Here is a 21,570-nt window from a genome sequence, read left to right as displayed (position 1 = left end):
GGCTCATTCCGGATCGAAAAAGCCTCCCACGGTTGCGCCAATACCCGCACCCAATGCAATACAGATAGCAATCCATAGGCCGACATCGTCAGTTAATTGCCCGATAACGGCCCCCACCACAACACCGATGCTTACACCGATTCCGGTGGCCTTTTCTCTGTCTGTCATTTTGCTTTTCTGTTTATCTTTGCTCATATGTTAATGCCTGTTGGTTTCTGGCGCCGGTGTTCACGGCCCGGTGTCGCCCTGGGGTTTTAACATCGGTTAACGCAGGGGCTGGCCTTCATGGAAGCAGATCAATGGTCGGGTGGCAACTAGCCATTGGGAGATATGCGGGGTTGGGGGGTCAGCGGCCGATCAGTTTGCCCAGTTGCAGCTCCAGCCTGTTCGCCAGTTTCAGGGCGCGCCGGTCCTGTAAGGGATAGTAGAACCAGGGTTTGGCCAGGGCAGTGTCGGTTTGAAGGGACAACCAGTCTTCGGCAATGGGCAACTGCTCGGCACTGCGCTGACAAAAAGCGGCGCCTTGTTCATCGCTCATGATACTGAACGGATAGAACCCGCAGCGTCGCTTGCGTTCTGCAAGTGCCATCGCCAGCGTGCGGCGTTTGCCACGCCAGGCCGGCGCACCGGGCAGCCAGGCAACAAAGGGATTGCGCAGGTAACCCATCTGCTCAAAGTGCTGCCGGGCCTGCTGCTCATTGCCGGACTCACGGTAAGCGAACTGCCACTTGTGTTTCCGCAGTAGCTGCGCCTGGATCATGAACACGTCCGAGTACCAGGCGCCGGCGCTGCGCTGCTGGCGATTGATCAGGTACACCTGTTTTTTTTGCTCGAAGCTGACATCGTCAGGGCCGGTCTTGATACCCAGGCTTTTCAGAAATGCCGGTTGCAGGAAGCCTTTATGCTGACCGCTGTTGTACAGGGCCTGCCATTGATCAAGCTCGGCCCGCTGCAGAGGCCGCACCAGCTGCATGTCGTCCTGCAGGGTACAGATCAGCGTGTTGTCATCCACGGCGGCGCAGGCGCGCTGCATATTGCCATACAGACCGCCGTGTTTGCCGTCTGTATCGTCCGCCTCGGGCTGCACCACCGTGACGTCGGCCGCCAGCTCGGCCAGCACCTGGCGAGTCAGCGGGTCGTTGCTGTTATCGTCGTGGATGGTGATCGCACAGTGTGGCGCGCAGCGCCGGATGCTCTTGATGCAGTGGGCCAGGAACTCACCACGGTTGAAAGAGAACACCAGAAAGTGCAGCGGCCAGCCGGTGTGCTTGGAATCAGTCACGGAACCCCTAAAATGTGGCGTTAGTTGCCGGCATTATAGGGAGAGTTGTCGAGCAAGCAAAGCCGGTAATGTGCCGCCAGTCATCTCCACAGTCATCAGTCGTTGAGGCTGTTACGACCCGATGGCAGTCGTAACGTCTGATCTATTCACAAGAGCTTTACGTATCACCCGACCACTCAAAGATATCCCGTGCCAACCTATACCGGAGCTTAAATTAAATGAAAAAGTCTACATATCTACTGTTGGCAATGGCCATGCAGGCAGTCTTCTCTCCGCCAGCTTTGGCACAGGACGGCAGAACCGCTTTGGTGCCCTTGCCCTCCCTCGACGATTTCACGCGGGGTGAAGATGGCTGGGCCTTTGGCCTGGGCCTGGGTGTTGAATACGAGACGGCTTACGAAGGGTCGGATGAGTTCGGCGTCGAAGTCGATCCAGCCGGGGCGATTCAGTGGCGGCAGGGTGACAATATATTCTACTGGGCAGGTGAGGCGCTGGGATGGCGTGGACTGCGTTCAGACACCTGGCTATTCGAGGCCACTGTCGCTTTCGAAGAAGGGCGGGAAGAAGCTGACTCCGATGACGGCCGACTGGACGGACTGGGCGATACAGAAGAGGGCACTGAGCTGGTGCTGCAGGCGCGTCGTGCATTCGATGCTGACTGGCGTTACTGGCTGGATGGCCGGCTGATCACCGGCGATAACGGAAACCTTGGCCTTTTTGGCGCGGGACGCCGCTTCGGCAACCAGAACGACGGCTCCGGCTCGGAACTGGGTGTCGTTGCCGTGTTTCACGACAGCGAGCGTGCCAACAGAGATTTTGGCATCAACGCACGGCAATCAGCTGCATCGGGACTGAGTGAGACTGACGTGGGCTCAGGGTTCCGCTCGATCGGGCTCAATTACACCTACCGCAACACCATCAATGAGAACTGGCAGATTTTCGGCGAGGTGCTCTATGAATATTTTGGCAGCGACATTCAGGATAGCCCCATTGCACGCAGCAACTTTGAAGCCGAAGCAGGCGTGGGTTTCATTTACCTGTTCTAGGCCATTATTACCGCTGCCTGATGTGATTGTCGGCAGTTATATCGGCTGGGGCATCATGCAGAAAGCCATGGATCCGCTGCCAGCCTTGACGGCGTACCTGGCACGGGTGGAACAGCGTGAGGCGGCCAAACGCGCCAATGAACTGGACGATGCACTGATCAAACAGGACTGAGGTCGACGAGCCGAGCCCCCTGTCAATCAGGGGGCGGCAAGTTAGGTCCAGGTCTGCAATAACCAGAACCACAGGGGCAGCGTGATAAAACTCCCCAGCAATCCCAGCCCCACCAGTGCGGCAACAAAGCGCGGCGCCAGCGCTGCCCCGATCGCCAGCGCGCCGGCGGAGATCATCGGCGGCATGGCTGCCTGAAATACGACGACCTGCATCAGCAGGGGCTGCGGTTGCAGCAACCACAACATGCCCACCGCCGCCGCAGGCATCAGCAGCAGTTTAAAACCAAGCGCCATCATCAACGGCGCGGTCTGTCCGGTGTCCAGCTTCAGGCGTAACTGAAAACCCACAGCAATCATCACCACCGGCACCAGTGTTGAGGCAAGAGAGTCCAGCAGCAATGTCATAAATGCCGGGTAACTCCAGCCTTTTAAAACCAGGCCCAGCAACATGGCGACAAAGGCGGGGAACAGCAGAATCCTGCTCAGTATCTGCGGGCCACTGGGGCGGGTATCTGTGGTGGGACTAAACCAGGCCGCGAGGATGGCTGCGTAAGTGACCAATGCCAGGAATGATCCGGCCTGGTCGTAAATGATGGCAAATGGCAGCCCGGCATCGCCATAGAAGGCCTCCACCATGGGATAGCCGAGAAAGGAAGTATTGCCCAGCGGCAGCACCACCAGTAATGCACCGATAATATTGCGATCCCATTGCCACAGGCGGCCGGCAATCAGCACGGCACCGGCGGTCAGCGCCAGCAGTAACCAGGGTAGTGTTGCCGGTATCCACAGCTGGCCGGAAAATTCCAGCAGCGGCATTTTTTGCAACACCAGTGCCGGCAGGGCGACATACAGAACGTACTGGTTCAGCACCGGACCGGTTTCGGCCGGGAACCCTCTGACACGGCGCAGCAATGTGCCGATCAGCAGGTAGACCAGAACCAGTGCAAAATTTTCCATGTCAGCGTTGTCCCCTGCATTGACCTTGTTCGCGCTCAGGGCGCGATGGGGCCATACCTTACCATCAATCACTCGTTTCCAGCAGCCTGGCAGGGTAGTGTCCGAAAATGGCCAGCCGCATCCATAGGGTGGTGTTATTCTTGTGCCATGAATCTTGACGCTGACCATTGTTACCCGATCTTGCAGGCCCGCGACGCACGCTTTGACGGCCTGCTGTATGTCGGCGTGTCATCCACCGGTATTTACTGTCGACCGGTTTGCACGGTGCGCACACCGGGGCGCGATCGCTGTTCCTATTTTGCCAATGCCGCCAGTGCTGAAGCGGCGGGGTTCCGGCCCTGCCTGCGATGCCGCCCCGAGCTGGCACCCGGCAGGGCACCCGTCGACAGCGTCCGGCAAAGTGCCCGCGTATTGTTTGATACCATTCAGGGTGGGGCATTGGCCGATGGCAGCATGGAAGACCTGGCCATACGTTTTGGTCTCAGTTCGCGTCAACTCAGGCGCATTGTGCAGGCTGAGTATGGTGTTAACCCCCTCGCCATAGAACGCACGCGACGACTGCTGTTGGCCAAGCAGCTATTGACCGACTCATCACTACGCGTGGTGGATGTGGCGTATGCCTGTGGTTTTGCCAGCGTGCGGCAGTTCAATCGCCTGTTTGTGGAAGCCTATCGTATGAACCCCAGTGCGCTGAGGCAGCGCCAGTCTGCCGGTTCAGATAAAGGGATGAGTACAGCTACTGAAACCGGCATTCCATTACAGCTGGGTTTCCGTGGGCCACTGGCCTGGGAGGCATTGTCAGGGTTTCTTGCCGGCCGTGGCAGTGGCCGCACCGAGTGCCAGGTGGGCAATCAATATGTACGCACCATACGCATTGGCACGCACAGCGGCTGGATCGCAGCCCAACCGACTACAAAGTCAATTCTTAAGGTAGACGTATCGCCGTCACTGTTGCCAGTTCTGCCGGCATTGCAGATGCGCCTGCGCCGCTTGTTCGATCTGGATGCCAGCCCGTTGGTCATTGACAGTCAGCTGGGTGAAAACCCGCGACTGCGGCCGCTGGTTGAGCGCACGCCGGGATTGCGGGTGCCCGGCACGATCGATGGTTTTGAGTTGGCGCTGCGCGCCATCGTCGGTCAGCAGGTCAGCGTCAAATCCGCGACCACCGTTTTCGGACGATTCGTCGAACGTTTTGGTGAGCCGCTGGAAACCCCGTTCCCGTCGCTGGACCGATTGGCACCCGTGGCTGAGGACGTGGCGGCGGCCGATGTCGCACAATTGATTGCATTGGGCTTAACCGGCAAACGGGCGGCGACCGTGTTGCACCTGGCACGTGCAATCGCATCCGGACAGATCACGCTGGACTCTTCTGCCGACGCTGAACAAACCCGGGCGCAATTACTGGCGCTGCCCGGTATAGGTCCATGGACCACGGAATACATTGCCATGCGTGCGCTGGGTGATCCTGATGCGTTTCCGGCGTCAGATCTTGCGCTGTTAAAAATCATGGGCACTGACAAGCCCAAGATGCTGCAGGCGGAAGCGGAAGCCTGGCGGCCCTGGCGTGCTTATGCCGCCATTCATGTGTGGCATTCATTAAACGCCGGCGGTTGACCACCATTTTAAAAGGAGTCAGGTAACATGAGTACTTCAGCCTACCACAGTAACCTGCCATCGCCACTGGGTGTGTTGATGCTCACCAGTGACGGTAACGCGTTGACCGGCCTGTATATGGAGAATCAGAAACACCGTCCTGAGTTGCCCGTACACAGCGTCCAGGACGACAGTCGCTTTACTGCGGTTCGCCAACAACTGATGGCGTATTTTGCCGGTGAACTGCAGACGTTTGATGTGTGTCTTGACGCAGCCGGGACCGCTTTTCAGCAACGCGTGTGGCAGGCGCTGACGGCGATTCCTTTCGGCGCCACCGAAAGTTATGGCGGACTGGCGGCGCGACTGGGTAAACCGTCGGCGTCACGTGCCGTGGGTCTGGCCAATGGCCGCAACCCCATCGGAATCATTGTGCCGTGCCATCGCGTGCTGGGCGCCAGCGGCGCGCTGACCGGTTACGGTGGCGGTCTGGCGCGCAAACAATGGTTGCTGGCGCACGAACGCACTCAGTCCGACAGGTAGTACTCAACCGACACCACTACCCGAACATTTTTGATATGCGGGTTGTTGCGGTCGCGATTGCTGATACTGAACTGTCCCTGCGAGGCGTTGCGGATTTTGCCCAACTCACTGTTGGAGTCATCGGCGAATTTGATCGCCGCTGCCCGCGCTTCACGCGTTGCTTCCTCGATCATTGCGGGCTTGATGTCATTCAGGCGGGTGAACAGATACTCGGGTTGCAGGTGGTACTCGGCGCCGGAAAACACAATACCTTCACGCCCCAGATCCGACAGTGAGCTCATCAGTCCACGCACCAGTTCGATATCAGAGGAATACACGGTCAGGGCCTGCGTGGCCGTATAGCGGAACTCGGCGCGTGAGCCGTCGCCATAGGACTGTGCCAGTCGATCGGTAATAGCCGGAGGCGCCAGGGTAACTGCGGATGCGGGCAGACTATTGCTTTCCAGAAACGCACGGATACTGGCATTGTTACTGTCGATCGTCGCGTACAGTGCGCCCAGGTCATTGTCGGCAGCGGTGTATTGAATCGGCCAGATCACGATGTCAGCCACATGCTCCTGTTCTGCCAGGCCCTTGACCGTGACCGTTCGCTCATACTCCTTGACGGTAACCGCAAAGCTGCCCAACAGAAAACCCAGGCTGCTCAGGCCCAGCACAAGTGACACACCCAGAACAATGGCGCTGGTACGGGAAACAGATCTCACAGTAATATCCTCCGGAGTTAACGACATCCGATGAGGATAACGGACGCTGGCTGACTGCTGGCTGAACGGCGGGGCTCTTTGCTGTCGATCAGGGTCAGGCCGGCATCGGCAAAAAGCGCCTGCCAGCTTTCCAGGGTGCGGAAAAACCAGGGGGCAGGATCGGTGAATTGCGCAGCGAGGCCGTCGTTGAATCCCTGCCACGACCCCTGGCGCCAACCGTCACGATAAGCCTCATCACCGCAGGCCACGACCGGATGCAAGGTTTGCACAAACAGCTTGCCGCCTGGATTGAGTAATGCAGGTGCAGCCTGAAACACAGTCGCAGTAGAGCTCTCCCCGAGCATTGAGAAGTTACACACCAGAGCGTCGAAGCGCCGCTCAAGCGCATGCGTGAGCAAGGCTTCGTAGGTCAACACATGAAACTCGCCGTCCCCTGCCTGTCGCGCCGCATCAATCAGCCCGGGCACTACATCGACACCGGTGACCTGCATGCCGCGTGCAGCCAGGGCCCGAGCCAGCCAGCCTTCACCGCAACCGATATCAAGCACTGTGGCCGGGTTATGCTCAGTGAGCGCATCAATAATGGCGCGATCAGTCACGGTTCTGCGCGACTCAATCTGTTGCTCACGCACGGCAGCAATCCACGGGGTAGCGTTGTTGCACCAGGACTGGATTATTTTGTTATCGCTCATAGCGGGTTTCGTCACCAAACCAGGGGTCATTGCGTTGCAATCGATGGGTAGCAGGCGCAAGATAACATGACATCAAGTCAACGCGAAGTCGGACAGCAAACCAGTAAGAGTCCCGGCCAGAAGGTATGCGCATGTCAAAATCCCAAATGAACAGTTCACCCATCTCCAAGTCTGTCTACAAAAAAAGGTTGCTGGACCTGCAGGTAGAACTGGTGAAACTGCAACGCCATTTTATCGCCGGCAATGACAAGATTCTGATTCTGTTTGAGGGGCGCGATGCCGCTGGCAAGGACGGTGTCATCAAACGCATTGTGCAGCACCTCAGTCCGCGCGAGACGCGTGTGGTCGCATTGGGTAAACCGTCGGATCGCGAGCAGTCGTCGTGGTACTTCCAGCGTTATGTGCCGCATTTGCCGGCGGCCGGCGAAATGGTGCTGTTCAATCGTAGCTGGTACAACCGCGCCGGCGTCGAGCGCGTGATGGGTTTCTGTTCACTGCCCGAGTATGAAGAATTCATGGGTTCGGTGGTTGAGTTTGAGGACATGCTGGTGCGCTCGGGCGTGAAGATGATGAAGTACTATCTGGATATTTCCCGACAGGAACAGGAAAAGCGGTTGCAGGCGCGCAAGAGCGATCCGCTGAAGCAGTGGAAGATAAGCCCGATCGATGCAAAGGCCATGGAATTCTGGCAGGACTATTCGCTGGCACGTGATGAAATGCTGGCACGCACCCATACCGTCGCCGCGCCCTGGACGATCGTGCACGCTGATGACAAACGTCAGGCCCGGCTCAATGTGATCAGCGACATTCTTACCCGTCTGCGTTATGACGGCAAGGATCAAACACTGGTGCAGCCGGACACAAGAGTTGTGCTGGCATATGATCGGGAAAACTTCGACAATAATCGCCTGGCCAGCTAAAGTGCCATGTTGATTTGTATAAATCGAGGCCCCGGTATGAATCCGGGGCCTGCTATCAGTGGCCAATCAGAACCGGAATGTATAACGGAACTTGACAGTCAGGTCTGAGAACGCAGACTCAAACGTGTTGTCTTTGTCCCGGTCCTGCATATTGTAGTTCAGCACAATAAAACCCTCCTGGCCGGCGCGCGGTATCCACTGAACACGCGTGTTGATACCCAGCTCTTCCGACAGGTTGTCGTACTGCAACAGGCTGATCCAGTACAGTGTCGAAGAAAAAGCCACCTGCGTCGATACCGATGTCAACCGTGCGACAAAGTCGCCTTGTGGCAGGCTGATATCATTCCAGTCATAGTTGGCTGACAAGACAAAAAAGCGTGACTGGTTCCATGTCACCGAGCCGCTGATGTTGGTGCGTTCACCGTTGTAAAAATCACCTTGCAGGTAGTTCAACCGACCTGACAATCGTCGCTGGCCACCAGTGTTAAGGCTGATTTCGCTTTCCGAGAACTGATACTGCCCCGGCTGAATCGCTACCTGCCGGTTCTGGTCCGAGTAAATGGTGAACGGTCGTAGCACATTTTCGTCATTGCGCGTGTGCGACAGGCTGATGCCGTCCCGGGTATTGGTCTGCAGCTCCAGCAGCCGATACACCAGCGCCTGGCTTTGCAGTCCGCCTTCAAGACGTTCGATGCGCTGGGCATCAATGCCGGCGAACGCGGTCTGCCAGACAGTGCCGCCAAAGAAGTGCGTGTAACCCACATCGGCTGTCAGGTCGCGTACATCGGCGCGGTTGATATAACCCATCGCCGGATTGAAGTTGCGCTGCACCTCTTTGTAGGCCATGCGACCTCTGAGACCCGTCGCGTTGGGCATGCGCAAACCAAAGCCGAAGGAGGCGTCGTCGCCATCCAGTCCGGGGGTCTCGGATTGCTGGAACCAGGCGTCTGCTTCCACGGTACGACCACTGGCCAGGCGATTGTTGAGGTATTTGAAATCGACACCCATCACACTGTTGTCGACATTGGAGGCCGGGTCACCATTGGTATAGATGAAACCGATGCCCGAGTCTTCCAGCACGTTGGCAGAGATGCGGGTGACAAAAAGGTCAGAGGCATCAACCGCGCCAAACTCATCCTGGCGGATGGCCAGCGTGCCGATATTCCAGCGGCCGACACGACCGCTGATGCGACCGCCATAGTTGATGTCCACCGGCGCGCCGTTTTCGCTGAGTCCCAGCCGGCGGGAGAAAAACGGTCGGGCATTTTCCCGACTACCCAGTGAGGTGGCGTCATTGCCGCTGGCCATACCACCGATGTTGCCGAACTGAAACAGATCGGAGTCATTCAGGAAAAAGTCGCGCTTTTCCGGGAAGAACAGATTGAAACGGGTCAGGTTAACCTGGCGGTTGTCCACCTCGGTGGCCGAGAAATCAGTGTTGATGGTCAGCGCTGCATTGAGCGACGGAGTAATCCGGTAAAAGGCATCCAGTGATGGTTCGGTGGACGTTTCTTTGGTAACCGGATCGTATTCGCGGCGGCGGTTCACTGACAGCGACGGTACCAGATCCAGCCCGACGCCTTTACTGATACCGCTGATGCCGGTCATCTGCCCGGATACGCTCGGATTGTAGGTACGGTTTTGCGAAACCCAGGCCATCTCTTCACCGCGGCGACGAATGGCGCGGCCAAAATTGAAACCCCAGGTCTCAATCGCCGGATCAAACGGGATTGATTTGAACGGTATCTCCAGTTCCGCAATCCAGCTCTCGCCATCCACACTGGTGGCGACATCCCAGATGGTATTCCAGTCCAGGGAGAAGCTGGTGACACTGGTATACAGCGAGTCGTGGCGGGCGGCATTGAGATTGGTTTCAAAACGGTAACCGGCGCGGCCGGTATTAAACGGATCCAGAATCACCACCAGGCGGTCATCGGAAGGCATGCCCTGACCATGGCGAATCACCGGTGCTGCAATCAGCTCCGGCTCGCTGTCGAACATGCGGGCGGCGACATACAGCGCGTCGTCGTCATAAACCACGTATACCTCGGTGCGCTCGGAGGTCGGTGTGCCATTGCCTGGTCGGGTCTGGTGGAAATCAGTAATGACATTGGCCTGCTGCCACACCGCATCATCAATGATGCCATCAATCACCGGTGGCTGGTCGACACGAACTGCCCGGAACTGGCGTACGGCATTGGTGGGCAGTGATGACGTGTCCGTGTCGTCAGGGATTAACGGGGACTGGGCCCAGGCGGTCACACTGAAAGCAGAGGCACAGAACAACAGGCAGGAACCTGATACGGCGGCGATTTTTATTGGCATTATTTAATACATCCCGACAACGTGAACCATAAGGGCAAAATAAGCGCATGATATTAATGCACTTTCGCAGGCAATGTAAGCAATTCCCGACAGCGACGGGTAGATTCGCGGAAGGCTGGGTGACTGTCGGCGGTCCGGGGACAGGCGCTGCGTGTTGGCGTATGATGGAAGAAACGCGCGAATAACAAAAACAGGTTGGAGCCACACATCATGAAACTGCCACCTATTAACTACCGTCTGTCCGCATGGTTGCTGATCATGACCATGGTCACCGGTGCGGGTTTTAACGCCGTCAGCGCCCAGGATTTAAATCAGAGCTGGGTCACCGCCTGGGCCATGAGCCCCAGCACCCTGCCGCCGGGCATGTTGCCTGCCGAAACTGCAGACCATAACGAATTTGACGGCCAGACCCTGCGCCTGATTGCCCATGTCACCGCAGCCGGTGATACTGTCCGAATCCGCCTGTCCAATAGCCACGGCAACCAACCCCTGCACATCGGCGCTGCCAGCATTGCCGAGCAAAGCAGTGGCACGGGGATTGATATTGCTACCCTGCAAAGCCTCAGTTTCGGCGATCAGACGAGCATCATTATTCCGCGTGGCGCCACCGTGTTCAGCGATCCGCTGCCCTTTCCGGTGGCGGCCTTTAGCAATCTTAGCATCAGCCTGTATCTGCCTGAGCCCTCTGGTTTGCCCACAACTCACCGGGCGGCCATGCAGACCTCGTTTGTCAGTGAGTCGGGTGACCTCACCCGCGCCGCCAGCATGGACGATGCGCATGAGATTACCTTCTGGCACTACCTGACCGCCATTGACGTCAGCGGCGGCGAAGCCGTGTCTACCATTGTCACGGTGGGCGATTCGATTACCGACGGCGTCGGCTCCACGGTCGACACCAACAACCGCTGGCCAAATCTGCTGGCGCTGCGTCTGCGCAATGAAGCCGGTATGCCCACTTATGCCGTCGCCAATGCCGGGCTCAGCGGCAATCGCGTGTTGCATGAACGCTCGCCGATGTTTGGTGAAAACCTGCTGGCGCGTTTTGAACGCGACGTGCTGGCGTTGAGCAATGTCAGTCATATCGTATTGCTGGAAGGCATCAACGACATGGGCATGTCGGTGAGCATGGCCACCGATCAGCAGGTCAGCGCCGGGCAGATCATTGCCGGGTACCGGCAGGTCGCGGAACGCGCCCGTGCGCACGGCATCAAGGTGATCGGAGCGACGCTGACGCCGTTCGAAGGCGCGGGCTATTTTAGTGAAGCCGGGGAGGCCAAGCGCGAAACAGTCAATAGCTGGATTCGCAATAGTGGTTTCTTCGACGCCGTCATCGATTTTGAGTCCGCTGTCGCCGATGAAAACAACCCGGATCGTCTGCCCGCGGAGTACACCTCGGATAACCTGCATCCCAATGATGCCGGTTATGCGGCGATGGCCAACAGTATCGACTTATCCATTTTTGACCAGGAGTAAATGTTTTGAAACATTCCCGTTTTTTATTGTTGTCACTGACTGCCAGCCTTGCCGGATTTATCGCCGCCTGTTCCGGGCCCGAAACCCCCGCGCCGACGTCACCATCGGCCATGGACAACATGGCCGGGCAGGTTGCGGAGCAGCAAGCAGCGGCGGACCCGGAAACCATGGCACAAGCCGCATTGGCGGCCGAGATTACCCTGGGCAGACTGGTCAAACGTTTATGTTCCTCGGTGCTGGTCAGTGGCCGCACGGTCGATCATGTGATGGCCAATGAGCTGAGCGGTGCGGCACTGAGCACGGCTGATTTCAGTTTTGCTGATGACATCGTTACCGGCGCGATGGCAGTCAATGGCGAGACCATGACGATAAGCGCCCTGTACCGCGATCAGATTGGCTGCACGTTGCTTAAAGACGTTTCACCCGCCAGTCTGCGGGCGCAGTTCGATCCGGCGCTGTATCCCGCCAAACCCGATGTCGCGAACCAGCCCTGGCCCATCGGCAATCAGGTGATACTTCCGGACGCAGTGCCCGGGTTTGATATGCAGGCTGTGCACGCCTCGGTTGACCAGGCCTTTGAGGACATCGAGCCCGATCAGAATATTGATACCCGCGCCGTGCTGGTGATTCACGACGGCAACATCATTGCCGAACAATATGCCGATCCGTTTACTGCTGACACGCCCCAGTTGGGCTGGTCGATGACCAAAACCGTCACTGCTGCGTTGACCGGTATCCTGGCTGCCGATGGTTTATTGCACGTGAATGCGCCCGCCAATGTGCCGGAGTGGCGCAGCGACGGCGACGAGCGTCGTAACATCACCCTGGAACACCTGCTGCACATGACCAGTGGTCTGGATTTCTCCGAAGTCTACACCGCCGGATCGATGTCCGATGTGATTCTGATGCTGTACACCACCGGCGATACGGCCGCGTTTACCATTGATAAACCGCTGGCGCATACGCCAGGCAGCACTTTTTACTATAGCAGTGGCACCACCAATATTATCTCGCGTATCCAGAGACAGTTGTTCACCAACTTCCAGGACTATTTCAACTTCCCGCAGGAGCGACTGTTCAGCAAACTGGGCATAACCTCAGCCGTGATCGAGCCGGATGCAAGTGGCACCTTTGTCGGTTCATCTTACATGTATGCAACACCGCGCGACTGGGCAAAATTCGGTCTGCTGTATCTTCAGGATGGCATGTGGAACGGCGAACGCATTCTGCCAGAGGGCTGGGTCGACTACAGCGTGACACCCGCCCCGGCTGCCGAGCAGGGCGAATACGGTGTACAGATATGGCTGAATGCCGGTGCGCCGGACGATCCCGACAACCGTTCCCTGCCCAACCTGCCGACCAACATGTTTTACCTGTCCGGTTTTGAGGGGCAGACCATTGTGGTGTTCCCGGATCAGGATCTGATTGTCATGCGTATGGGTTACACCACCAGCGGTCCGGACCCGGTGTGGACGCTTGCCGAGTCGGTGCTGGCGGCGATGGAGGCGGACTGATCTACCCCTCAGTCGGTGATGATCTGCATCGGTTCGATATCCGAGAACCACCAGTTGATGCCGTTGTTGGCAAACAGCTGATAACGTTCCCCCGGCGCCGGCTTGACCAGCTGCTGGGAGAACGCCGGGATCGGCACGGCAAAGGCACGGTCAACAAACAACACGCCACCGCTGAAGCCATCAGGAAATTGCACCTGCCATTGCAGCAGGCCGTTGTTGTACCGCGGCGCGATGTCGACCACAGGGTCAACGCTGGCCGGTATACAGTTGGCGCTCAGGTCCTCGCGGGTAATGGGCTCACCGTTGCCGTTAAACATGAACAGCTCGCCCTCGGCGGCGCCCAGTGCAGCGACACAATTCTGCGTGATAAAGAAGCGCGGTTGCTCGAGTGCGTCATTGACCCGCATCAGGTCGCCCTGAATAAAGTTCATCGGCACAAACAGCGTTGCACCTTCCAGGTCCGCCAGGTTATCGAGCAGAAATCGGGTGATGCGGTAGTCCGCCATCTGTTCGGTCTGCGCGCGATAACTGGCGTTATTGAACACGTGCACAAGCAGAAACAGCGCCAGCATGCCAAGCAGCGGCAGCGGTCTGGCAAAGCGCTGAAAAAAACCGGACTGGGCAATGGCAATGATGGCAACGATGGCCAGCGCACAATCAAAGGCAAAGAAAATACGGTCACCGTGTAGCGTGTGCTCAACGATACCGTGAGACACCGCCAGGCCCGGTGCGGCAAAAATCAGCGCCAGTGGCAACAGCATCACGGTACGCCGGAAGTTCACAAGCAGGGCTGTGCCCACCGCAGCCAGAATGAAGATGCGGGTCTTGATATACCAGCCGATAAAGCTCAGCCAGGCGGCGCCGCTGATACCCCAGAAACCCGCGAAGTAGCTGCTCTCGCCACCAATGTCCACCGACATGCCGAGCATCCAGGTGCGCAGGATCAGGTAAACCAGCAGCGCTACACCCGCCCCGATTGCCAGCCTGAAATTGCGATGGTACAACGCATACAACCCTACCAGCGGAGGCAGTACCAGATAGACTTCTTTTGATACCAGTGCCAGCAATAAAAACAGGCTCGGCAGTACCGGCGAGACCCGTTTGGCATCGCTGCGGAATATCACCACCAGCGCTGTCAGCGCAAAAATACCGCCGATCAGATAGTGCATGGTATAGAAGCGGGTGATCAGCGTGTGCATGGACATGCTGGAGAAAATCAGCAGTATCACCGCCCAGGCCGCCATGCGATTGCGAGTGATCTGTTCGGTGAGGGTCGCCGCCAGTGCCGATATCAGGCTTATGGCCAGAAGCATGAACACCAGAAACGCATTGGTACTGAGCCCGAACCACGACACCAGGGTTTTGTATACCACCAGCGGAATCGGTGTGTAGTTGGCCGCCGACAGTTCACGGTAAACCTCCGGCACAAAAAAGTGCTGCCACCAGGCGTAATCAATCGCCACCCGCATCAGATGTGAGTCGTCTTCGGAGAATACGGTCCACGACAGCAAGGGGAACAGCACGGCATACAGCAACAGGCTGGCCAGCAGGAACAGGGAGAAGGGCGCCAGGGCGGGGCTTTTGTCAGTCGAATTATTCTCGGTCATTTTATTATTATCCGTTCAGGTTTGAATCAAAGCAGGCTTAAAGCCATCTCCGGGTTTAGCACATGCATCTTCGTCACCCGGTGAAAATATTCCGGATCCTTGATCAGGATGCCCGCCTGGCCTTTATGTTCCAGCGCATATTGCTGGCGAGATACCCAAAAGCGCAGGGCGGCAAGCTGCAGCATCAGTGGCCAGCAGTGTTGTTCTTCATCACTGAACGGACGTTTGCTGGCGTAGGCGTCGAGCAGGGCGCGGGTACGTTCAGGATTCAGGGCAACGTCATCGACGTTAACATCGACACACCAGTCGTTTACACAGACTGCAATATCAAACAGCGTCCAGCCGCTGGCAGCGTTGTAAAAATCGATGATGCCGCTGATGTCATCTCCCTGGAACAGGGCATTGTCGCGGAACAGGTCACCGTGGATGATGGTGGCGGGCAGTGCTTTCGCCGGGGTTTTGTTGCCGGAAAATTCCAGCCAGTCGCGCAGTTGCAGCAGGGCCGGCTCCAGCCACGACTGATGCTGCCTCCAGCTCTCATCAAGCAGGTTCAGTGCCTTGTTGACCGTCCACGCCGGGCCGCGATCACTGGCCCGAGTCAGGTCACACGCGGACTGGTGCAGTCGTGCCAGCATGTCACCCAGCGCCGCGCATTGTGCGGTGTTGACGTGCTCGACATGCTCGCCGCTGAGCTTGGGCTGCAGCAGGGCGGGTTTGTCCTTCAGGGTATGCAAGGCAACACCGGCGCGGTCGGCGATGGCATAGGGCACGGGCATATCGGCCGCGTGCAGGCAGTCGAGCAGTTCAATAAAGAAGGGCAGATCGGCGCGGGGGCCGCGCTCAACCAGGGTCAACACATAACTGCCGGCGCTGCACTCGACAAAATAATTGGTGTTTTCACTGCCGCCGCTCACGCCCTGGGCATCAATAAAGTCACCGACATCAAAGCGGCTGACGAATTGTGCAATTTCCGTGTGGCTGAGCGTGGTGAAAACGGACATATACCTGCCTGTTGAATCGAAAGCCGGATGCGTGAGTGCAGAACTCCCGGGTCAGCCTGCATGATAGCCTGACAACCACGGTTTCGGCCAATCTGCAGCGGTCAGCGCTGTGGATGTACCCGGCCCCGCAGCAGGGACAACACAATGGCCGGCACACACAGGGCAACGCCGATGCCAAAGCTTAGTTCAACGGCCCGTGCCAGTTCCGGATAGGTCTCCGGACTGATCGGCGTATTACCCATCATCAGCGCCAACGCCAGTGTCACCAGCACCATGCTGTTAAGCTGTCCGATCAGGCGGGTGGTGGCCACGGCGCCCGAAGCGCTGCCAGCGTGCTCATCGCTGACTGAACCCATGATGGCGTTGACATTGGGCGGGGAGAACAGACTAAAACCGCTGCCGGTCATCACCAGCGACCCGATCACATACAGCAGACTGGTGTCGGCATCCAGCCGTGACAGCATCAACAGGCCGATTGTGGTGATGGTAATACCGGCGGTGGCCAGTATGCGCGGCTCAACACGGTCCGACAGACGGCCACTGACCGGCGCCAGCGATGCCATGATCACCGGTTGAATCATCAGTACCATGCCGGCATTGGTGGCAGACAGGCCCTGCAATGTCTGCAGATAAAGGCTCATCAGCACCACAATGGCGTAGGTAGCACTGTACATCAGCAGCGACACCAGGCTGGATACGGTAAACACCCGGTTATTGAAGAACAGGTTCACATCCCAGATCGGGTGGGCGCTGCGCCGGGCATGGCGCAGAAACAGCGTAATGCTGACCGCGCTGGCACCGAGTATCAGTAAACCGGAGGTGTCAGGCAAGCGCGAGACGCCGACACAGAACAGCACAATGCTGATGCCCCAGCCAATGGCACCGGGCATATCAAACGGCACCCTGGTCCGGCCGCGCCATTCGCCCTCGACCTTGAACACACCGAGCATCAGCACCACCAACGCCAGCGGCACCTGCAACAGGAAGGCGGCGCGCCAGCCCAGCTCGTCAATCACAAAGCCGCCCAGCAGCGGCCCGGCCGACAGACCGACATAGATGCAGCTAACCACCAGACCGATCATTTTGCCCCGCACTTTGGCGGGAAACGCTGACGTTACCAGCGCCATCTGTGTGGCATACAGCATGGCGGCACTGACACCCTGGGCGAAGCGCGCACTCAACAGCATGGCGCTGTTGACCGAGAAGGCAGCGTAAACCGAGCTGACAATGACCGCTGCAGTCCCAATCAGGAAGATGCGTTTGCGACCTGCAGTGTCGGCGACGCGGCCAAAAATCAACACAAAAATCGTGCTCGCCATCAGGTACACCATGGGCACCCAGGCCAGGGTCACCGCATCCAGACTCAGGTCATCGGCGATCGACGGAAGCGCCACATTGGCCGAGGACAGCATCAAGGGGGTGGCAAAGGCGTTCAACAGAATCATCCACAGCAGCACACGCTGCCGGGCGGCGGCCGATTCTGCTGTGGTGTCTGGATGTGGATCAGATACGGACAAAACAGTTCCTGCTGACTGGGCGAGTTGGAGCGGTGCAGGTATGATAACAGTTATAGCGAATACGGAGGCTGCGATGACAGAGTTCGACAGCGGAAACATATTCAGTGGTCTGCCGGGCACGCCGCAGCCGGAAGAATTGTCACAGATGCTTGCCGGCCATTTGAGCAACGGTGTAAAAATCGAGCGTATCGTCTCGCGGGGTCATGTCACGCCCGATGATGAATGGTACGATCAAGCGCAGCACGAGTGGGTCATGGTATTGCAGGGCGAGGCCGTTATCGCCTTCGATGATGAGCGCGACGATATCCGCCTGCGTCCGGGCGACTACGTCAACATCCCTGCCCACTGCCGCCACCGCGTGGCCTGGACCACGCCCGATGCCGACACCGTGTGGCTGGCTGTGTTTTTTTAGGATTTTTTAAAGGGGACGGAGGGAATATTTGTTATTCCCTCCGTCCCCTTTAAAAGCAAAAGGAGATAAAAATGGTCAATGAGAATGTACTGCGCACACCCGATGAACGGTTTGTCGGACTGCCAGGCTATGATTACCGCCCCCATTACATTGACACACTGCCGGGCTTCGAAGGTTTACGTGTGCACTATGTGGATGAAGGCCCGGCAGATGCCGGTTCCATTGTCCTGTGTCTGCATGGACAGCCGACCTGGAGTTACCTTTACCGAAAAATGATCCCGGTATTTGTTGAGGCCGGGCAGCGGGTGATTGTGCCGGATCTGTTGGGTTTTGGTCGCTCTGACAAACCTGAGGATGATTCTATTTATACCTTCAGTCGCCACCGTGACATGCTGCTGGCCTTTATCCGGGAGGTGATTGATACCGCGCGCGAGGATCAGCTGGTGACTCTCGTGGTGCAGGACTGGGGTGGATTGCTGGGACTGACATTGCCCATGGAGTTCAACCAGTTGTTCACCCATCTGCTGATCATGAACACCAGCCTTGGCACCGGTGATGTGCCGTTGGGCAAGGGTTTTGAAGAATGGCGGGCGTACAGCAACAGTCGCCCGGATCTCGATATTGCGGCGTTGATGAAGCGGGGCGAGCCGACGCTGACCGATGCCGAGGCGCAGGCTTACGCCGCGCCTTATCCCAACCTGCGTTACAAGGCCGGTGTGCGCCGTTTTCCCAATCTGGTGCCGGATCACCTGAACGCTGATGGCGCCGAAATTTCCCGCCGCGCCCGTGACTGGTGGCGTGACGAATGGCAAGGTCGCAGCTTCATGGCAGTCGGCATGAAGGACCCGGTATTGGGTCCACCCGTCATGAAAAACGTGCGCAAACTTATCCGCGGCTGCCCGGAGCCACTGGAAGTCCCTGACGCCGGACACTTCGTGCAGGAGCACGGTGAGGTGGTGGCGCGCGAAGCGCTGAAGGTGTTGTTTCCGGTGTAAAGGGCGGGGGTAAAGGGGACGGAGGGATTAAAAAGTATTCCCTCCGTCCCCTTTATTGCGGTCCGCATTACTCATTCGTATTGCGCTTCCTGTTCCATCAGCACTTCGCGAATGCTGGCTGCCCAGATGTCATAACCTTTTTCGTTCAGGTGCAGGTTGTCGTCGACAAAAATGTCGGTCATCACGCTGCCGTCTGCCTGCAGGAATGGGGTGGCAACATCGATGTAATGTACCAGCGGGTTGCCGGCCGCCACTTGCTGGTAACGTCCATTCAGGTCTTGCGCAATCGGCCAGGTGGCCTGACGCGCGATGCTGGGTTTGACCGACAACACATAGACACGGGCGGTCGGTAGCTCGTTATGGATACGGTTAATGACGGTTTCCAGTTGCTCAATAATCACATCATTGGGAATGTTGTTGCGACCGGTGTCGTTGTCACCTTCATAAATAAGCACGGCGCGCGGCTTGTAGGTAAGCGCCACGCGATCAAGAAAGTGCAGCACGTCATACATCACGCTGCCACCAAAGCCACGCGGGATCACTGTCAGTGGCGCCAGGTCGGCTGGTGCTTCCTCATTCCAGAACATGATGCTCGAACTGCCGGTCAGCACGATCGCGTCTTCCGGCGGTGGCGACTGCCGGTCCATGGCTTCGAAGCGCTGAATCGCCTCCTCGTAACGCGCGGGGTCGGGCTGTTCATATCCGGCACCGCTTTGTGTTTGCGCAATCCCGGCACAGCCCACCACCCAGGATGCCACCAGCGCAGCACCGAACATTCGAACGATCTTATTGTTGTTTAACATCCGGCACTCTCCAGTCATCAGTTATCTGCGGCCAAGCGCCATACGCGCGCCGCTATACGTCATGTACATCAATAAAAATAAGCCAAAAAGGCCAAAAATGCGATCAAAAATCTCGAAGCCGGTCCAGCGCAGGTAATGGATGTCATAAACCAGATCAATCCAGCGGGTGTCCGGCCCGCGCTGGCTCAGGGTCAACGAATCCCAGTTCACACTGATCTCCACTCCGGTATCGGTTGTTGCAGTCATGCCCGACAGGCTCTCCACCGTGCCGTAACGCTCCGGGTTATGACTGATGGCATCGTTGAGCAGCAGCCTGAGCTCCTCTCCCGATGGCACGGGCCGGGGCTCTAGCGCAAAAGCGTCCAGATGCTGCCAACCCTGCGTATCCAGTACCAGCAAATGCTCGCCCAACACCGTGCGGGAGAATCGAGCCTGCAGCCAGGCCGGATCCGGCACAAACTGAATAATGTTAGCCATGGGCAGTTGCCGGACCTGTAATTGCTCATAGGCCTCGGTGTACGCCGGGCGCACCAGGAAAAAAATCGCCGTCGTGGACCAGGCAACAAAAGGCAGCAACAACAGAATGCCAACAAGGCGGTGGATCTTGCGTGGGCGCATGGGGAAAGAGTCTCGGCTTGAAAACAGGACGGCAATGCTAATACATATACGCCAGAACTTCTAACCGCCGGGTCTGGTCTGCCGCCCGGGGAGAGCGTTGATAAACTGATTCCGCGATCAAACAGTCACTTGCTTGCAAAAAGCAATTTCCTGTCGAAATCAAGGCTTGCATAACGCAAGTATTGATGTATAAATAAGCAATGGCCGACAATTTCCCGCACCGATCACATTGCCCGATTAACTATGCGCTTGAATCATTTGGCGACAAATGGACCTTGCTGATCATCCGCGACCTCATGTTCAATGACAAAGAATCGTACGGAGATTTTTTGGCATCCGGAGAAAAAATCTCCACCAATATCCTCGCTGATCGATTGAAACGACTGGAAGAGCTGGGTATCGTGACCAAGGGCGTGAAAGAATCCAATCGCTCCAGAGTCGTTTATTCGCTCACCCAAAAGGGGCGTGACCTGCTGCCGATAATGCTTGAAATCACCAGGTGGAGTGGCAAGTACGACGCCAACACTTATGCCTCCCGGTCTTTTCTGGCGCGCCTTGAACAGGACAGAGACAAACTGATTGCCGCCATACGCGCGGGCTGGTGACAGGCCGCCCGTTTACCTCCTCTGACATCCCGGTAATTTATCGCCATGCAGATAAGCTCACTTAAAGACAAGCCACACCACCTGCTGCCGTTGGCGAAGTGGCATCATGCCGAATGGTCCTATCTGAACCCGGCGCGCACACTGGACGAACGCATTGAAGAGATGCGTGAGGACCTGGAAGGCAAGGCGATTCCCACCACGTTTGTGGCTGAAAATAATGACGAACTGCTGGGTTCGGCCTGCATACTGGCCGATGATATGAGCAGTCATCCCGAGCTCAGCCCGTGGCTGGCCAGCGTCTACGTTGCTGAACAGCACCGCCACAAAGGCATCGGCTCGGTGCTGGTCAAACGCGTTATGCAGCACGCGCAAGCAAGCGGCGTTAAACGCCTGTACCTGTATACCCCCGATCAGGCCCGGCTCTATGCCAAACTGGGCTGGCAGGTACACAGCGAGGAGCTCTACAACGGCACGCCTGTTACCATCATGTCGATTGCTTTTGATTGAGTGCGTGTATCAAGCAATGCAGCGCGGCGGACGCCATCGCGCCCCATGTCAGTGACAGGTAAGCATGCAACCCGGGAGGCAAGGTGAAGACTGACTTGACCGCCATGTAAGCGACCAAGCCAGCCAGTACGCAAAGGATTGATATGAGATCCTGCCGCAAAGTCCCGTGAGATTGGGCCGTGATCACCAAAGAAATTACGATGACTGACAGGAAAGCGGATATCGAGTCCGAAGAGACAGGCGCTTGCTGAAGCGCTACCCTGCTGCCAATTGTGTAGACAAACAAGG

The 21,570-nt window shown here is 57.4% G+C and carries 22 protein-coding genes; 11 read left to right on the top strand and 11 right to left on the bottom strand.

The window, feature by feature from the left end; all coding sequences use genetic code 11:
• Positions 1 to 3: 3 nt before the first annotated feature.
• Positions 4 to 195: a YMGG-like glycine zipper-containing protein gene (locus ENH71_RS02980; protein ID WP_294136006.1), complete on the bottom strand. Its 192-nt coding sequence runs from the start codon at positions 193 to 195 to the stop codon at positions 4 to 6.
• A 151-nt stretch (positions 196 to 346) separates the two neighbouring features.
• On the bottom strand, positions 347 to 1,282 hold the full coding sequence (locus ENH71_RS02975; RefSeq protein WP_294136009.1) for a glycosyltransferase family protein: 936 nt from the start codon (positions 1,280 to 1,282) through the stop codon (positions 347 to 349).
• 218 nt (positions 1,283 to 1,500) lie between these two features.
• Between ENH71_RS02975 and ENH71_RS02970 the strand changes: the two genes are divergently transcribed.
• Positions 1,501 to 2,328 carry a MipA/OmpV family protein gene (locus ENH71_RS02970; RefSeq protein ID WP_294136011.1) on the top strand — a complete coding sequence of 276 codons (828 nt, stop codon included), beginning with the start codon at positions 1,501 to 1,503 and terminating at the stop codon, positions 2,326 to 2,328.
• Positions 2,329 to 2,350: 22 nt separating this feature from the next.
• Positions 2,351 to 2,500 carry a glutathione S-transferase family protein gene (locus ENH71_RS02965; protein WP_294136014.1) on the top strand — a complete coding sequence of 50 codons (150 nt, stop codon included), beginning with the start codon at positions 2,351 to 2,353 and terminating at the stop codon, positions 2,498 to 2,500.
• A gap of 41 nt (positions 2,501 to 2,541) precedes the next feature.
• Here the strand turns inward: ENH71_RS02965 and ENH71_RS02960 are convergent, their stop codons facing one another.
• A complete protein-coding gene (locus ENH71_RS02960) occupies positions 2,542 to 3,528 on the bottom strand; it encodes an AEC family transporter (RefSeq protein WP_317622419.1) in 987 nt (328 codons plus the stop codon).
• A gap of 75 nt (positions 3,529 to 3,603) precedes the next feature.
• On the opposite strand from ENH71_RS02960, the gene ENH71_RS02955 reads away from it, so the two are divergent.
• Complete coding sequence (locus ENH71_RS02955; RefSeq protein ID WP_294136016.1) at positions 3,604 to 5,070, top strand: DNA-3-methyladenine glycosylase 2 family protein; 1,467 nt, start codon at positions 3,604 to 3,606, stop codon at positions 5,068 to 5,070.
• A 27-nt stretch (positions 5,071 to 5,097) separates the two neighbouring features.
• Positions 5,098 to 5,589 (top strand): methylated-DNA--[protein]-cysteine S-methyltransferase, encoded by a 492-nt coding sequence (locus ENH71_RS02950; protein WP_294136018.1) that lies wholly within the window; start codon positions 5,098 to 5,100, stop codon positions 5,587 to 5,589.
• Here ENH71_RS02950 and ENH71_RS02945 read toward each other — a convergent pair.
• On the bottom strand, positions 5,574 to 6,293 hold the full coding sequence (locus tag ENH71_RS02945) for an SIMPL domain-containing protein (RefSeq protein ID WP_294136020.1): 720 nt from the start codon (positions 6,291 to 6,293) through the stop codon (positions 5,574 to 5,576). The genes ENH71_RS02950 and ENH71_RS02945 overlap by 16 nt on opposite strands.
• A gap of 17 nt (positions 6,294 to 6,310) precedes the next feature.
• Complete coding sequence (locus ENH71_RS02940; protein WP_294136022.1) at positions 6,311 to 6,985, bottom strand: class I SAM-dependent methyltransferase; 675 nt, start codon at positions 6,983 to 6,985, stop codon at positions 6,311 to 6,313.
• 131 nt (positions 6,986 to 7,116) lie between these two features.
• On the opposite strand from ENH71_RS02940, the gene ppk2 reads away from it, so the two are divergent.
• Positions 7,117 to 7,905, top strand: coding sequence for a polyphosphate kinase 2 (gene ppk2, locus ENH71_RS02935; protein WP_294136025.1), 789 nt, complete (start codon positions 7,117 to 7,119; stop codon positions 7,903 to 7,905).
• 66 nt (positions 7,906 to 7,971) lie between these two features.
• Here ppk2 and ENH71_RS02930 read toward each other — a convergent pair whose 3' ends face one another.
• Positions 7,972 to 10,230: a carbohydrate binding family 9 domain-containing protein gene (locus ENH71_RS02930; protein ID WP_294136028.1), complete on the bottom strand. Its 2,259-nt coding sequence runs from the start codon at positions 10,228 to 10,230 to the stop codon at positions 7,972 to 7,974.
• A gap of 210 nt (positions 10,231 to 10,440) precedes the next feature.
• Between ENH71_RS02930 and ENH71_RS02925 the strand changes: the two genes are divergently transcribed.
• Positions 10,441 to 11,703, top strand: coding sequence for an SGNH/GDSL hydrolase family protein (locus ENH71_RS02925; RefSeq protein WP_294136031.1), 1,263 nt, complete (start codon positions 10,441 to 10,443; stop codon positions 11,701 to 11,703).
• A 5-nt stretch (positions 11,704 to 11,708) separates the two neighbouring features.
• Complete coding sequence (locus ENH71_RS02920) at positions 11,709 to 13,217, top strand: serine hydrolase domain-containing protein (RefSeq protein ID WP_294136034.1); 1,509 nt, start codon at positions 11,709 to 11,711, stop codon at positions 13,215 to 13,217.
• Between the two features lie 8 nt (positions 13,218 to 13,225).
• On the opposite strand, the gene ENH71_RS02915 is transcribed toward ENH71_RS02920, so the two are convergent.
• The 3 genes from ENH71_RS02915 to ENH71_RS02905 form a co-directional block, all read right to left on the bottom strand.
• The gene (locus ENH71_RS02915) at positions 13,226 to 14,824 is read right to left on the bottom strand and encodes a hypothetical protein (RefSeq protein WP_294136037.1); all 1,599 of its coding nucleotides are present in this window, start codon (positions 14,822 to 14,824) and stop codon (positions 13,226 to 13,228) included.
• A 26-nt stretch (positions 14,825 to 14,850) separates the two neighbouring features.
• Positions 14,851 to 15,825: a homoserine kinase gene (locus ENH71_RS02910; protein ID WP_294136040.1), complete on the bottom strand. Its 975-nt coding sequence runs from the start codon at positions 15,823 to 15,825 to the stop codon at positions 14,851 to 14,853.
• Positions 15,826 to 15,926: 101 nt separating this feature from the next.
• A complete protein-coding gene (locus ENH71_RS02905) occupies positions 15,927 to 17,342 on the bottom strand; it encodes an MFS transporter (protein WP_294136043.1) in 1,416 nt (471 codons plus the stop codon).
• 73 nt (positions 17,343 to 17,415) lie between these two features.
• On the opposite strand from ENH71_RS02905, the gene ENH71_RS02900 reads away from it, so the two are divergent.
• Positions 17,416 to 17,754, top strand: coding sequence for a cupin domain-containing protein (locus ENH71_RS02900; RefSeq protein ID WP_294136046.1), 339 nt, complete (start codon positions 17,416 to 17,418; stop codon positions 17,752 to 17,754).
• Positions 17,755 to 17,825: 71 nt separating this feature from the next.
• On the top strand, positions 17,826 to 18,749 hold the full coding sequence (locus tag ENH71_RS02895) for a haloalkane dehalogenase (RefSeq protein WP_294136049.1): 924 nt from the start codon (positions 17,826 to 17,828) through the stop codon (positions 18,747 to 18,749).
• Positions 18,750 to 18,820: 71 nt separating this feature from the next.
• Here the strand turns inward: ENH71_RS02895 and ENH71_RS02890 are convergent, their stop codons facing one another.
• Together ENH71_RS02890 and ENH71_RS02885 are read right to left on the bottom strand one after the other, a co-directional pair.
• Entirely contained in the window at positions 18,821 to 19,552 is a 732-nt protein-coding gene (locus tag ENH71_RS02890) for a GDSL-type esterase/lipase family protein (protein WP_294136052.1), read from the bottom strand.
• 21 nt (positions 19,553 to 19,573) lie between these two features.
• Entirely contained in the window at positions 19,574 to 20,170 is a 597-nt protein-coding gene (locus tag ENH71_RS02885) for a hypothetical protein (RefSeq protein WP_294136055.1), read from the bottom strand.
• Between the two features lie 200 nt (positions 20,171 to 20,370).
• Here ENH71_RS02885 and ENH71_RS02880 point away from each other — a divergent pair, with 200 nt between their 5' ends.
• Together ENH71_RS02880 and ENH71_RS02875 are read left to right on the top strand one after the other, a co-directional pair.
• Positions 20,371 to 20,775: a winged helix-turn-helix transcriptional regulator gene (locus ENH71_RS02880; protein WP_294136058.1), complete on the top strand. Its 405-nt coding sequence runs from the start codon at positions 20,371 to 20,373 to the stop codon at positions 20,773 to 20,775.
• 45 nt (positions 20,776 to 20,820) lie between these two features.
• Entirely contained in the window at positions 20,821 to 21,282 is a 462-nt protein-coding gene (locus ENH71_RS02875; RefSeq protein ID WP_294136061.1) for a GNAT family N-acetyltransferase, read from the top strand.
• Positions 21,283 to 21,570 lie beyond the last annotated feature (288 nt).

It is taken from the genome of Pseudohongiella sp. (genome assembly GCF_011050365.1).
Classification (GTDB): domain Bacteria; phylum Pseudomonadota; class Gammaproteobacteria; order Pseudomonadales; family Pseudohongiellaceae; genus Pseudohongiella.
The sequence above is the reverse complement of the archived record's forward strand: the minus strand, read 5'-3'. Positions and strand labels throughout refer to the sequence as shown.

Bases quoted from the DNA above. Each gene is read 5' to 3' on its own strand.
- ENH71_RS02885 (WP_294136055.1), bottom strand. From the start codon at position 20,170: ATGCGCCCACGCAAGATCCACCGCCTTGTTGGCATTCTGTTGTTGCTG.
- ENH71_RS02915 (WP_294136037.1), bottom strand. From the start codon at position 14,824: ATGACCGAGAATAATTCGACTGACAAAAGCCCCGCCCTGGCGCCCTTC.
- ENH71_RS02930 (WP_294136028.1), bottom strand. From the start codon at position 10,230: ATGCCAATAAAAATCGCCGCCGTATCAGGTTCCTGCCTGTTGTTCTGT.
- ENH71_RS02940 (WP_294136022.1), bottom strand. From the start codon at position 6,985: ATGAGCGATAACAAAATAATCCAGTCCTGGTGCAACAACGCTACCCCG.
- ENH71_RS02895 (WP_294136049.1), top strand. From the start codon at position 17,826: ATGGTCAATGAGAATGTACTGCGCACACCCGATGAACGGTTTGTCGGA.
- ENH71_RS02890 (WP_294136052.1), bottom strand. From the start codon at position 19,552: ATGTTAAACAACAATAAGATCGTTCGAATGTTCGGTGCTGCGCTGGTG.
- ENH71_RS02950 (WP_294136018.1), top strand. From the start codon at position 5,098: ATGAGTACTTCAGCCTACCACAGTAACCTGCCATCGCCACTGGGTGTG.
- ENH71_RS02925 (WP_294136031.1), top strand. From the start codon at position 10,441: ATGAAACTGCCACCTATTAACTACCGTCTGTCCGCATGGTTGCTGATC.
- ppk2 (WP_294136025.1), top strand. From the start codon at position 7,117: ATGTCAAAATCCCAAATGAACAGTTCACCCATCTCCAAGTCTGTCTAC.
- ENH71_RS02955 (WP_294136016.1), top strand. From the start codon at position 3,604: ATGAATCTTGACGCTGACCATTGTTACCCGATCTTGCAGGCCCGCGAC.
- ENH71_RS02910 (WP_294136040.1), bottom strand. From the start codon at position 15,825: ATGTCCGTTTTCACCACGCTCAGCCACACGGAAATTGCACAATTCGTC.
- ENH71_RS02880 (WP_294136058.1), top strand. From the start codon at position 20,371: ATGGCCGACAATTTCCCGCACCGATCACATTGCCCGATTAACTATGCG.
- ENH71_RS02875 (WP_294136061.1), top strand. From the start codon at position 20,821: ATGCAGATAAGCTCACTTAAAGACAAGCCACACCACCTGCTGCCGTTG.
- ENH71_RS02900 (WP_294136046.1), top strand. From the start codon at position 17,416: ATGACAGAGTTCGACAGCGGAAACATATTCAGTGGTCTGCCGGGCACG.
- ENH71_RS02980 (WP_294136006.1), bottom strand. From the start codon at position 195: ATGAGCAAAGATAAACAGAAAAGCAAAATGACAGACAGAGAAAAGGCC.
- ENH71_RS02970 (WP_294136011.1), top strand. From the start codon at position 1,501: ATGAAAAAGTCTACATATCTACTGTTGGCAATGGCCATGCAGGCAGTC.